At 69.5% G+C, this 13,234-nt stretch carries 9 protein-coding genes and 1 pseudogene; 8 read left to right on the top strand and 2 right to left on the bottom strand.

What is annotated here, in order from left to right:
• Positions 1-17 precede the first annotated feature (17 nt).
• Complete coding sequence (locus KY49_RS11180; protein WP_042584747.1) at positions 18-968, top strand: LysR substrate-binding domain-containing protein; 951 nt, start codon at positions 18-20, stop codon at positions 966-968.
• On the opposite strand, the pseudogene KY49_RS11175 reads toward KY49_RS11180, so the two are convergent.
• Positions 950-1,382 (bottom strand): annotated as a pseudogene (locus tag KY49_RS11175) (DUF6306 domain-containing protein); the annotation flags it as partial. The gene KY49_RS11180 and the pseudogene KY49_RS11175 overlap by 19 nt on opposite strands.
• 319 nt (positions 1,383-1,701) lie before the next feature.
• Between KY49_RS11175 and KY49_RS11170 the strand changes: the two are divergent.
• From KY49_RS11170 to KY49_RS11150, 5 genes are all read left to right on the top strand, one after another.
• The gene (locus KY49_RS11170) at positions 1,702-2,106 is read left to right on the top strand and encodes a GlcG/HbpS family heme-binding protein (protein WP_042584746.1); all 405 of its coding nucleotides are present in this window, start codon (positions 1,702-1,704) and stop codon (positions 2,104-2,106) included.
• Between the two features lie 67 nt (positions 2,107-2,173).
• Positions 2,174-4,348 carry a malate synthase G gene (locus KY49_RS11165; RefSeq protein ID WP_042584745.1) on the top strand — a complete coding sequence of 725 codons (2,175 nt, stop codon included), beginning with the start codon at positions 2,174-2,176 and terminating at the stop codon, positions 4,346-4,348.
• A 484-nt stretch (positions 4,349-4,832) separates the two neighbouring features.
• A complete protein-coding gene (locus KY49_RS11160; protein WP_042584744.1) occupies positions 4,833-6,389 on the top strand; it encodes a sensor domain-containing diguanylate cyclase in 1,557 nt (518 codons plus the stop codon).
• Between the two features lie 134 nt (positions 6,390-6,523).
• Entirely contained in the window at positions 6,524-7,906 is a 1,383-nt protein-coding gene (locus tag KY49_RS11155; RefSeq protein ID WP_042584743.1) for a cache domain-containing protein, read from the top strand.
• A gap of 40 nt (positions 7,907-7,946) precedes the next feature.
• Positions 7,947-8,630, top strand: a complete 684-nt coding sequence (locus KY49_RS11150; RefSeq protein ID WP_042584742.1) for a response regulator — start codon at positions 7,947-7,949, stop codon at positions 8,628-8,630.
• A 78-nt stretch (positions 8,631-8,708) separates the two neighbouring features.
• On the opposite strand, the gene KY49_RS11145 is transcribed toward KY49_RS11150, so the two are convergent.
• Entirely contained in the window at positions 8,709-9,305 is a 597-nt protein-coding gene (locus KY49_RS11145) for an MlaC/ttg2D family ABC transporter substrate-binding protein (protein WP_042584741.1), read from the bottom strand.
• A 321-nt stretch (positions 9,306-9,626) separates the two neighbouring features.
• Here KY49_RS11145 and KY49_RS11140 point away from each other — a divergent pair, with 321 nt between their 5' ends.
• Together KY49_RS11140 and KY49_RS11135 are read left to right on the top strand one after the other, a co-directional pair.
• Positions 9,627-12,260, top strand: a complete 2,634-nt coding sequence (locus KY49_RS11140; RefSeq protein ID WP_042584740.1) for an MMPL family transporter — start codon at positions 9,627-9,629, stop codon at positions 12,258-12,260.
• Positions 12,253-13,179, top strand: coding sequence for an MlaA family lipoprotein (locus KY49_RS11135; protein WP_042584739.1), 927 nt, complete (start codon positions 12,253-12,255; stop codon positions 13,177-13,179). Before KY49_RS11140 ends, KY49_RS11135 begins: the two co-directional genes overlap by 8 nt.
• Positions 13,180-13,234: the final 55 nt, after the last annotated feature.

The following is a 13,234-nucleotide window of genomic DNA, read 5'->3' as shown; positions in this document are numbered from 1 at the left end:
AGATATAAACCCGTACGATGCCCGATTCCAGCCCGTGGGAACCCCGCACCCGTCTGAAGACGCGCCAGTTGCTGCTGGTCGTCGCACTCGCCGACGAAGGCGGCATCCATCGCGCGGCGGCCGCGCTGAACATGACGCAGCCGGCCGCGTCGAAGCTGCTGCGCGAGCTGGAGGAGACCATCGGCGCGGTGCTGTTCGAGCGCCTGCCGCGCGGGATGCGGCCGACGCTGTACGGCGACGCGCTGATCCGCCACGCGCGCGCGGCGCTCGGCAGCCTCGACCAGGCCCGTGAGGAGCTCGCCGCGCTGAAGGCCGGGCGCCTCGGGCACGTCGCGGTCGGCGCGATCACGTCGCCGGGCCTGCGCGTCGTGCCGCCGGCCGTCGCCGCCGTGAAGGGCACGCATGCGGGCATCCACGTGTCCGTCGAGATCGACACGAGCAACGTGCTGCTCGAACGTCTCGCGCAGGACAAGCTCGACGTCGTGCTCGGCCGGCTGTCCGCGGAACACGACAAGCTGCACCTGCGCTACGAGCCGCTGACCGGCGAGCCGGTCGCCGCGGTCGTGCGGCCCGGGCATCCGCTGCTCGCGCGCGCGCCGCTCGCGCTCGCCGACGTGCAGCGCGCCGCCTGGGTCGTGCCGCCGGCCGGCAGCGTGCTGCGGCATCGCTTCGAGCTGATGTTCCAGCGCGCGAGCCTCGCGCCGCCGGCGAACGTGGTGGAAACGGCCGCGCTGCTGTTCATCACGCGCGTGCTGGAGCAGAGCGACATGATCGCGGTGCTCGCGGACGAAGTCGCGCGCTATTACGCGGCGCACGGCATCGTCGCGATGCTGCCGCTGGAGATGGATTGCCGGATGGACGATTTCGGGCTCATCACGCGCACGGACCGGCTGTATTCGCCGGCGGCGACGGTGATGGTCGACGCGCTGCGCGCGGTGGCGCGGGAGGTTTACGGCGGGGGGGCCTGATGTCCTTCGCGCAAGCGCGCGTCGACGTGCCCGATGTTCTTCTCGTGCGACACGAGCATCAACGTCAGCGCGTGATGGATCTCGGGATTGTCCAGCGTCGGCAACAGCGCCTGCAGCTTGCGCACGACCCAGCGCTGGCCGCGGTTCAGGAACGCCATCCGCTCGGCCAGGTCGTCGATCGCCATCGCCTTCTCGTAGAACGCGCCGGTCTTGCGGGTCGGCGTCGCGTTCAGCGACCTGATCGCGTCGACGAGCACGCTGCACCAGTGCGCCTCGTCCAGGCGGATGCCCGCGACCAGCCGGTGGAGCTCGGGATCGTGGATCTCGGCCGCCGTCTCGGACGCGACGCGCGCCCGCGCGCTCCGCTTCCAGCAGCTCGTCCAGCACCGCGAGCAGCGCGTCGCGCTGCGCGTCGACCGGCGCCGGGCCGGCTTCGCCACGGGTCTGATGTGACATGCGACGTCCTCCATGCAGAAACGGTGACGCATCGGATCGTCTCGCGACAGGTCACGCGAAAATAGCTCACATTGTGACATATTCGCATGCGGGACGACCGTGCGCGACCGGCGGCCCGTGACGCGCGTCAAGAAACGCGCAACCGGCCCGCGGCCAGACCTGATTGTCACCGCCCGCATCGGCTGCCAGACTGATCGGCATGGCGCGGGCCGCCCGCCCGTGCGCACTGGAGCGAACGTTCGACACCCCCAAGTCAACTGATTCCGGAGCAACCGCCATGCAAACCAGACCCGTACTCGAATGCGCCGACGCGGACCGCATGCTGGCCGCCGCCCGCGCGGAAGCCGAACGCCACGGCTGGGCCGTGACGATCGCCGTCGTCGACGACGGCGGCCACCCGCTCGCGCTCATGCGGCTCGACGGCGCGTCGCCCGCGAGCGCGTACGTCGCGCAGGAAAAGGCGCGCGCCGCCGCGCTCGGCCGGCGCGAGACGAAAGCGTATGAGGATATGATCAACGGCGGCCGCACCGCCTTCCTGAGCGTGCCGATTGCGGGCTTGCTCGAAGGCGGCGTGCCCGTGACGGTCGACGGCCAGGTCGCGGGCGCAATCGGCGTGTCTGGCGTAAAGTCCGAACAGGACGCGCAGATCGCCCGCGCCGGCCTGCAAAGCGTCGCGGCATAGGGCCTCGCTAATAACAACGGGCTTGCGCTGGCCGCGCGCGCCCCATCTTTCCCCGGGAGGACTCACGATGATCGACCATGACGGACTGCAAGTCGCGGATGCGCTGAGCCAGTTCATCGAAAACGAAGCGCTGCCGGGCACCGGCATCGACAAGGCGGCATTCTGGCGCGGCTTCTCCGCGCTGGTGCACGACCTCGCGCCGCGCAACCGCGAACTGCTCGCGGAACGCGACCGCCTGCAGCAGGAACTCGATACGTGGCACCGCGCGCACCCCGGCCCGGTGCGCGACCATGCCGCGTATCGCGCGTTCCTCGAGCAGATCGGCTACCTGGTGCCCGCGCCCGCGAGCGTCGCGGCCGCCACCGAGAACGTCGACAGCGAAATCGCGCAGCAAGCCGGCCCGCAGCTCGTCGTGCCGCTGTCGATTCCGCGCTATGCGCTGAATGCCGCGAACGCGCGCTGGGGCAGCCTGTATGACGCGCTGTACGGCACCGATGCACTGCCCGAGGACAACGGCGCGGAACGCACCGCGGCCTACAACCCGACGCGCGGCCAGCGCGTGATCGACTATGCGCGCGGCGTGCTCGACAACGCGGCGCCGCTCGCGCGCGGCTCGCACCGCGACGCGCTGCGCTACCGCGTGCAGGACGGCCGGCTCGCCGTCGAGACCAACGCGGGCGTCACGCATCTCGCGCAGCCGGAACAATTCGCCGGCTACCAGGGCGCGCCCGACGCGCCGTCGGCGATCCTGCTGAAGCACAACGGCCTGCACATCGAGATCCAGATCGACGCGTCGGCGCCGATCGGCCGCGCCGACGTCGCGAACGTGAAGGACGTCGTGCTCGAAGCGGCGGTCAGCACGATCATCGACTGCGAGGATTCGGTCGCCGCGGTCGATGCGGACGACAAGGTGCAGCTGTACCGCAACTGGCTCGGCCTGATGCAGGGCACGCTCGTCGAGGAAGTGGCGAAGGGCGGCAAGACCTTCACGCGCCGCCTGAACGCCGACCGCGACTACACGACGCCCGCCGGCGGCACGCTGACGCTGCACGGCCGCTCGCTGCTGTTCATCCGCAACGTCGGCCACCTGATGACCAACGGCGCGGTGCTCGACCGCGACGGCCACGAGATTCCGGAAGGCATCCTCGACGGCGTCGTCACGACGCTGTGCGCGCTGCACGACCTGAAGTCGAAGCGCAACTCGCGCACGGGCTCGATCTACATCGTGAAGCCGAAGATGCACGGCCCCGTGGAAGTCGCGTTCTCCGACACGCTGTTCGCGCGCATCGAAGACCTGTACGGCCTGCCGCGCAACACGCTGAAGATGGGCATCATGGACGAGGAGCGCCGCACCAGCGTGAACCTCGCCGCGTGCATCGCGGCCACCGCCGCGCGCGTCGCGTTCATCAACACGGGCTTCCTCGACCGCACCGGCGACGAGATGCACTCGTCGATGGAAGCGGGCCCGATGATCCGCAAGGGCGACATGAAGACGTCGGCGTGGATCACCGCGTACGAACGCAACAACGTGCTCGCCGGCCTCGCCGCCGGGCTGCGCGGCCGCGCGCAGATCGGCAAGGGCATGTGGGCGATGCCGGACCTGATGCACGCGATGCTCGAACAGAAGATCGGCCATCCGCGCGCGGGCGCGAACACCGCGTGGGTGCCGTCGCCGACCGCCGCGACGCTGCATGCGCTGCACTACCACCTGGTCGACGTGCAGGCCGTCCAGCAGGAACTCGAGAAGATTCCGTACGAGAGCGAGCGCGACGCGCTGCTCGAAGGGCTGCTGACGATCCCGGTCGTCGAGCGCGCCGAATGGAGCGAAGCCGAGATCCTGCGCGAGGTCGAGAACAACGCGCAGGGCATCCTCGGCTACGTCGTGCGCTGGGTCGAGCAGGGCGTCGGCTGCTCGAAGGTGCCCGACATCAACAACGTCGCCCTGATGGAAGACCGCGCGACGCTGCGCATCTCGAGCCAGCACATCGCGAACTGGCTGCGCCATGGCGTGATCACCGAGGACTTCGTGCTCGGCGTGTTCAAGCGGATGGCGCGCGTCGTCGACCAGCAGAACGCCGGCGACGCGAACTACCGGCCGATGGCGCCCGATTTCGATGCGTCGTATGCGTTCAAGGCCGCGTGCGCGCTCGCGCTGCAGGGCACCGCGCAACCGAGCGGCTACACCGAGCCGCTGCTGCACCGGTTCCGGCTCGCGTTCAAGCAGCATCAGCGCGCCGGCTGATCGCCGCACGCGGGTCGCCCCCGCGTGCCTGCGTGCCGAAACGGGCGGCCATCGCGGCCGCCCGTTTCTCATATCAGGTCACGAACAGCCGTTCGATTTGACCATCCGGCGCATCGGGCGAGTCTCCTCCTGCGCCTGAAAACCGTTGCCGGACACGGCTCGAACCGCCGTTCGCGTCCGTTGAAACCCGATGTAATTCAATTCGTCACATCGATTCTCAACATTTATCGCGCCCGCAAAAGCGCGCAGTTATACTGCGTCCGATGCGCGAGGATCAGCCACCTGCCGCCGATGTTCAGCCTGGCCGTTTCTCCATCAAGCAGGAGACAGACATCCGGATGGTTTCGGCGCCCGCCCGGGCCCGCCCGCCATCCGGCATGAACGGAGCCGTACCGGATCGCCGCCAGCAACACCATACGAGAACAACTGCATCGGCCCGGCACGCCCGTCGCGCGCACCGGCGATGCCCACCGATCTTCGGACCATGGCAGATACCGACTACGCAGCGCCCAGCGAACCCGGCCTGACGAGCCGCGCCGCCACACGCCTGCGCCGGTTGCTGCTTCCGCACCTGATTTTCTACTCGGGACTGCTGATCGCGCTGATCCTGCTCCTGCTGTGCGGCATCGTGCTCTACGAGGGCCGGATCGACGCGCGCGAGCGCGCGCGCACCACGCTGCAGAACCTCGCGCTGATGGCCGCATGGGACATCGAGCGCAACATCGAGATCTATTCGCTGTCGCTGCAGGCGGTCGTCGACGGGCAGGGCCAGCCCGACGTCGCGCGCCTGCCGATGCGGGTGCGTCGCCAGGTGCTGTTCGACCGCGCGACGGCGGCCCGCTATCTCGGCGGCATTTATGCGATGGACGCGCAGGGCAACATCGTCGTCGACGGCGCGAGCGACGTGCCGCGCACCGCCAATTTCGGCAACGAGCCCTATTTCACCGTGCATCGCGACCGGCCGGACGTCGGCCTGTACATCAGCGATCCGTATCGGTCGCGGCTGCGCAACGGCTCGCCCAGCATCGCGCTCAGCCGCCGCATCTCGCAGCCTGACGGCTCGTTCGGCGGCGTCGCCGTGATGTCGATCCGGCTCGAATATTTCCAGGACCTGTTCGCACGGCTCACGCTCGGCAAGCGCGGCTCGATGTCGCTGATCGCGACGAACGGCCGGATGCTGATGCGCAAGCCGTACGACCCGAAGATCATCGGCCGCGACATCAGCAAGGCGAGCACGTTCAAGCATTTCATGAGCGCGCACGACGGCAGCTTCGCCGACACCGCGTCGATCGACGGCGTGCGGCGCCTGTACGTGTTCCGGCACCTCGACAACCTGCCGCTGATCATCATGGTCGCCGAGGCCGAATCGGACATCTACGCCGCGTGGTACGACCGCGCGATTCCGATCGGGTCCGCGATGGTGCTGCTCGCGCTCGGCTTCGTCGGCCTGTCGCTGCTGCTCGACGTGCAGCTGCGCAGGCGCCATCGCGCGGAAGCCGAGCTGCGGGCGCTCGCGCGCACCGACGGCCTCACCGGCCTCGACAACCGCCGCATGCTCGACCTCACGCTCGAGCGCGAATGGCGCCGCGCCGCGCGCTCGCAGCATGCGCTGTCGCTGCTGTTCATCGACGTCGACTACTTCAAGCGCTACAACGACACCCAAGGCCATCAGGCCGGCGACGACGCGCTCGCCGCGGTCGGACGCTGCCTCGCCGGCTGCCTGCGCCGCCCGGCCGACTACGCGGCGCGCTACGGCGGCGAGGAATTCGTCGTGATCCTGCCGGGCGTGGACGCGGGCGGCGCGGCGGCGGTCGCCGAGACGATCCGCGCGAGCATCCACGAGCTCGGCATCCGGCACGACGCCAGCGAGTTCGGCCGGCTGACCGCCAGCATCGGCGTGACGACCTGCTTCCCCGAATGGGACGGCAGCGTCCACGCGGCGCTGAAGCGCGCCGACGACGCGCTGTTTCGCGCGAAGGAACGCGGCCGCAACCAAGTGTTCGTGCAGGCCGCCACGCGCTTCCAACGCCGGCGGGCGTGACGCGGCGGCGTGCGGCGCCGGCTGCCCCGACCGCCACGCCCGCGCGAAATCGCCGACAATACCGGCTCAATGCGCCGGCTCAATGCGCCGGCTCGATGCGCCGGCACAGGCCCGCATGGCCGGCCCACACCATCATGAGACTCAAGGCAAAGATCTTTCTTCTGGCCATCGTGCCGTTTCTCGTCGCGATCGCCGGCATCGGCTTCGGGGTGCGCCATCAGGCGACGTCGCTCGCGCGCACCCAGCATGCGACGATCCAGTCCGCGTACCTGTCGAGCAAGGAAGTCGAGCTCAAGCATTACGTCGACCTGGCGACGAGCGCGATCATGCCGCTCTACGAGGCGAGCGGCAGCAACGCGCGCGACGACGCGCTGCTGCGCACGCAGGCGCTCGCGATGCTGCAGAAAATGGATTTCGGCCCCGACGGCTATTTCTTCGTGTACGACCTGCACGGCAATTCGCTGATGCATCCGCGCGAGCCCGAGCGGGTCGGCCACAATTTCTGGACGATGCGCGACCCGCAGGGCAGCCTGACGATCCAGCAGCTGATCAACGCCGCGTCGCACGGCGGCGGCTACGTCCGCTACATCTGGCAGCGCCCGTCGACCGGGCGGGCCGCGCCGAAGCTCGGCTACGTCATCGCGCTCGAGCGCTGGGGCTGGATGGTCGGCACGGGCATCTACCTCGACGACGTCGACAACGCGCTGCAGCGGATCGATGCGCGCGCATCCGCGAACATCGAGCGCACGATGAGCTGGCTGACCGTGATCGCGCTGGCCGGCGCGGCGGCGATCGCCGTCTGCGCGCTGGTGCTGAACGTCAGCGAATCGCGCAGCGCGGATGCGAAGCTCAAGCAGCTTGCGCAGCGCGTCGTCGAATCGCAGGAACAGGAGCGCGCGCGGCTGTCGCGCGAGCTGCACGACGGCATCAGCCAGATGATGGTGTCGGCGAAGCTGATGCTCGAATCGGCGCTCGCGCGCTTCGAGCGCGGCGCGGCGCGCGTGCCCGAGGCCGAGCAGGCGCTCGCGTCCGGCGTCGTCCGGCTCGGCGACACGCTGCGCGAAGTGCGGCGCATCTCGCACGCGCTGCGGCCGGCGATGCTCGACGATCTCGGGCTCGCGGCCGCGCTCGACCAGCTCGTGCGCGAGCTCGGCGCGGAGAGCGGCGTCGACATCGGCTACACGCAGGTCGCGCACAGCGGCGCGCGGCCGCTGCCCGCCGCGGTCAACACCGCGCTGTTCCGGATCGCGCAGGAAGCGCTCAGCAACATCGTGCATCATGCGCAGGCGTCGCGCGCCGCGGTGACGCTCGACGTCGCGACGCACGCGGTCACGCTGAGCATCGCCGACAACGGCTGCGGGTTCGACGCCGAGCGCTCGCAGGCCGACGCGCGCGGCGGCATCGGCCTGCGCAACATGCGCGAACGCCTCGACGCGCTCGGCGGCGCGCTGACGATCACGTCGCAGGTCGGCCACACCGTGGTGGCCGCGCGCGTGCCGCTGACTTCACCGGCCTGACCGCGCGCGCCGCCACTCGATTCAAGGAGACCCATCGCCCATGAGCGCCCCGGACACCCCCGCAACGCTCCCCGCCGCCCCCGTCGCCCAGCCGGTCGCCCAGCCGGTCGCCCGCCTTCTGCTCGTCGACGACCATCCGCTCGTGCGCGACGGCCTGCGGATGCGGCTCGAAGCGGCCGACCTGTCGGTCGTCGGCGAGGCCGGCAACGCCGACGAGGCGCTGGCGCTTGCCGAATCGCTCGAACCCGATCTCGCGCTGATGGACGTCGGCATGAACGGCATGAACGGCATCGCGCTCGCCGGCGTGTTCCACGAGCGCTTTCCCGGCATCCGCGTGCTGATGCTGTCGATGCACGACAACGTCGAATACGTGACGCAGGCCGTGCGCGCCGGCGCGAGCGGCTACCTGCTGAAGGATTCGCCGGCGAGCGAGATCGTCCGCGCGATCGGCGCGGTGCTCGCGGGCCACACGTTCTTCAGCGAAGGGCTCGCCGCGCGGATGATCCACGCCAGCGCGGCGGCGTCGCCGCTCGATCGCCTGACGCCGCGCGAGCGCGACATCCTCGATGCGCTCGCCGAAGGCCTGTCGAGCAAGCAGATCGCGCAGCAGACCGGGCTCTCGGTGCGCACCGTCGAGACGCACCGGCTCAACCTGAAACGCAAGCTCGACATCGAAGGACAGGCCGAGCTGATCAAGTTCGCGGTCGAGCATCGGCGGCGGTAGGGGCGATTCGGACAAAACAGGACAGGCAACAAAAAAGGGCGCCAAGCGCCCTTCGTGCATCGTGAACCGCCGCGGCGGTCAGTTCGTCCGCGCGTTGTGCTTCTGCAGGAACGCGATCAGCCCATCGATGCCGCCCTGCGCGAGCTGGCTCTTGAACTGCCCCTGGTAGACCTGGATCAGCCACGCGCCCGACATGTCGATGTCGTAGATCTTCCAGTCGTTGCCGATCTTGCCGAGCCGGTAGCCGACCGACTGGCTGTCGCCCGGCGTCGTCACCGTCGACTGCACGAGCGCGTCGGCGCCCGACGCGCCGCCCGTCTTGAACGAGAACTTCGCGTCCTGGTTGCCGAGCTGCGCGAGCGACGCGGCGTAGGTGCGCGTCATCAGCAGCTTGAACTGCTTGTAAAGCTCCTGCTGCTGTTGCGGCGTCGCCTGCTTCCACGCGTCGCCGACCGCGATGCGGGTCGTGCGCTCGAAATTCGTCGCGGGCAGGAAGCGCGCCTCGACCACCTGCGTGACCTTCGCCATGTCACCGCCGCGTGCGACCGGATCGGCCTTCATCGCATTGACGGTGCCCTCGACCGCATTGCGAACCACGTCGACCGGCGCACTCTGCGCGAAAGCGGAAATCGACACGGTGGCCGCGGCGAGAAAAGCAAACAGATGACGTTTCATACGGATATCGCACTCGCTAAGGAAAAACGGACGGCGCGGCGCGCCATCCGGTCGACGCAAGTATACCGGGCCTGACGCACGCTTGCCGCACCGTGACCGACTGTTACCTTTCACGCCTAATTGTCACAGGCGCGGCCGAAAACGGCGGCCCCGGGGAAAGTAAACAAACGCTTACCCATGACGGGAACCCGGCCGGGCGCCGATTCCCTCTCCGACAGGAAAAGATTCTTCCGGCCCCACGACGCCCAACGTCACGACCGCCGCCGCGCCGCGCCGGTATACTTGGGCACTTTGCCTTTTCGAGCCCCACCCCACCGCCTCATGGTGACATCTCTCATCATTCGACTCGTCGCGTGGTCGGTCCGACGCCCGGTCTGGGTCGTCGTGCTGTCCCTGATCATCGCCGCCATGAGCGGCGTCTACGTCGCGCGTCACTTCAAGATCAGTACGGACATCAGCAAGCTCGTCGACGCCGAGCCTCAATGGGCGGCGCTCGGCAAGGGCATCGACCGCGCGTTCCCGCAACGCGACGGCACGATCCTCGCGGTCGTCGAAGCCCCCGCGCCCGAATTCGCGACGGCCGCCGCGCATGCGCTGACGGCCGCGCTGCAGAAGCAGGCCGAAGCCGGCCGCATCGGCCAGGTCGCCGAGCCCGGCGGCGGCCCGTTCTTCGAGCACAACGGGCTGCTGTTCCTGCCGCCGCAGGAAGTCGCGGACACCACGTCGCAACTCGCGCGCGCGCGTCCGCTCGTCAACGAGCTCGCGAAGAACCCGAGCCTGACCGGGCTCGCGACCACGCTGTCGACGACGCTCGGCCAGCCGCTCCTGACCGGCCAGGTGAAGCTGCCGGCGATGGCCAAGCTGCTGTCGCGCAGCGCCGCGACGGTCGACGACGTGCTGGCCGGCAAGCCCGCCGCGTTCTCGTGGCGCGCGCTCGTCGACAGCGACGCCGCGAAGCAGCCCGCGCGCGCGTTCGTCACCGTGCAGCCGGTGGTCAACTACGGCGCGCTGAAGGCCGGCGAGGAAGCGAGCCGGACGATCCGCGACACCGCGCGCGCGCTCGACCTCGAAAAGCGCTTCGGCGCGGTCGTGCGGCTGACCGGCGAGCAGCCGCTCGCCGACGACGAATTCGCGTCGGTACAGGACGGCGCCGCGCTCAACGGCGCCCTCACGCTGCTCGCCGTGCTCGTCATCCTGTGGCTCGCGCTGCGCTCGAAGCGGATGATCGGCTCGGTGATCGTCACGCTGTTCGTCGGCCTCGCCGTCACCGCCGCGCTCGGCCTGATGATGGTCGGCTCGCTGAACATGATCTCGGTCGCGTTCATGGTGCTGTTCGTCGGCCTCGGCGTCGATTTCTCGATCCAGTACGGCGTGAAGTACCGCGAGGAGCGCTTCCGCGACCCGCGCATCGACCACGCGCTGATCGGCGCCGCGCACTCGATGGGCATGCCGCTCGCGCTCGCGACCGCGGCGGTCGCGGCCAGCTTCTTCTCGTTCATCCCGACCGCGTATCGCGGCGTGTCCGAGCTCGGCCTGATCGCGGGCATCGGCATGTTCGTCGCGCTGGCCACCACCGTCACGCTGTTGCCCGCGCTGCTGCGCCTGTTCGCGCCGCCGGGCGAATCGAAGTCGCCGGGCTTCCCGATGCTCGCGCCGGTCGACGAGTTCCTCGACGTGCACCGCAAGCCGATCCTGATCGGTACGCTCGTGGTCGTGATCGGTGCGCTGCCGCTGCTCAGGTTCCTGCACTTCGATTTCAACCCGCTGCACCTGAAGGACCCGTCCAGCGAATCGATGGCGACCCTGCTCGCGCTGAAGGATTCGCCGGAGGCGTCGGTCAACGACGTCACGCTGCTCGCGCCGTCGCTCGCGGAAGCCGACGCGGCCGCGAAGCGCCTCGACGCGCTGCCCGAAGTCGGTCGCACGACGACGCTGTCGACCTTCATCCCGGCCGACCAGCCGGCCAAGCGCGCGTCGATCGCCGCCGCCGCGAGCGAGCTGTTGCCCGCGCTGACGCAGCCCGCCGCGCCGCCCGCGACCGACGCGCAGCGCGTCGCCGCGCTCAAGCGCGTGTCGGACCTGCTGGGCTACGCGGCCGAGGATCATCCGGGCCCGGGCGCGGCGGCCGCGCAGCACCTGTCGGCGTCGCTCGCGAAGCTCGCGGCCGCCGACGCCGCGACGCGCGACCGCGCCGAGCGCGCGTTCGCCGATACGCTGCGCACCGCGCTTGGCCAGCTCGCGACGCTGCTCCAGCCGCAGGAGATCACGCGCGACTCGCTGCCGCCGCAGCTCGTGCGCGACTGGGTCGCGCCGGACGGCCATGCGCTCGTGCAGATCTCGCCGAAGGTGCCGAAGGGCGTCGACCCGGGCGACGACACGATGCTGCGCCGCTTCGCGACGGCCGTGAAGACCGCGGAGCCGGGCGCGATCGGCGGGCCGATCTCGATCCTGCATTCGGCCGACACCATCATCAACGCGTTCCTGCATGCGGCGCTGTGGTCGATCGTGTCGATCACGATCCTGCTGTGGATCACGCTGCGCCGTTTCGGCGACGTGCTGCGCACGCTGGTGCCGCTGCTCGTGTCGGGCATCGTGACGCTCGAGCTGTGCGTCGTGTTCGGCATGTCGCTCAACTTCGCCAACATCATCGCGCTGCCGCTGATGCTCGGCGTCGGCGTCGCGTTCAAGGTGTATTTCGTGATGGCGTGGCGCGCCGGGCAGACTGGCCTGCTGCATTCGAGCCTCACGCATGCGGTGCTGTTCAGCGCCGCGACCACGGCCACCGCATTCGGCAGCCTGTGGCTGTCGCATCACCCCGGCACGTCCAGCATGGGCAAGCTGCTCGCGCTCGCGCTGACGTGCACGCTGATCGGCGCCGTGGTGTTCCAGCCGGTACTCATGGGCAAACCGCGCGTGAAGCGCGCGCAGAACCAATCGCAAGGAATCAATGAATAAAAGAACCATTGCGGCCACCGTCGCCGCTGGCGCGCTGCTGAGCGGCTGCGCGACCGGCCCCAACCGCAATCCGTCCGATCCGCTCGAGCCGATGAACCGCGCGGTGTACACGTTCAACGACACCGTCGACCGGAACATCGCGGTGCCGATCGCGAAGGGCTACCAGAAGGTCACGCCGACGCCGGTGCGCACGGCGATCAGCAACTTCTTCTCGAACCTCGGCGACCTCGGCAACCTCGCGAACAACCTGCTGCAGCTGCGGATCACCGATGCGACGCAGGACCTGATGCGCGTCGCGATGAACTCGCTGTTCGGCGTCGGCGGCCTGATCGACATCGCGACGCCCGCGGGGCTGCCGAAGCATCACCAGGATTTCGGCCTGACGCTCGCGCGCTGGGGCATGCCGTCCGGCCCGTATCTCGTGCTGCCGGTGTTCGGGCCGAGCACGTTCCGCGACGGCGTCGGCCGCGCGGTCGACGTGCGCTTCAACCTGCTCAACTACATCGAGCCGGCCGCGCGCAATCCGATGTACGTGATGCAGTTCGTGAGCGCGCGTTCGGACCTGCTCGGCGCGACCGACCTGCTGAAGCAGGCAGCGCTCGATCCGTATTCGTTCGTGCGCGACGCGTACCTGCAGCAGCGCAAGTCGCTGACCTACAAGGGCGAGTCCGCGCCGGGCGCGCTGCCGCAATACAACGAGCCGGATGAATCGGGTGGGGAAGCGACGCCGGGCGGCAAGCCCGCCGGCACGCCGGCGGCGCCCGGGCTGCCGAGCTACGAGGATCCGGGCGAATCGGGCGGGGCGCCGGCCAACGCGCCGGCCGCGCCTGGGCTGCCGCAATATGACGATCCGGGGGCGGGCGGTGCGATGCCGGCGAGTGCGCCGGCGGTGCCTGCGAGCGGTCCCGCGGCGCAGTAACGCCGCGACTGCCGGAAGACGATCAGGAGCGCTGCTCGATGCAGCGCTCTTTTTT

Source organism: Burkholderia sp. MSHR3999 (assembly GCF_000833595.1).
Lineage (GTDB): Bacteria > Pseudomonadota > Gammaproteobacteria > Burkholderiales > Burkholderiaceae > Burkholderia > Burkholderia ubonensis.
The sequence above is the reverse complement of the archived record's forward strand: the minus strand, read 5'-3'. Positions and strand labels throughout refer to the sequence as shown.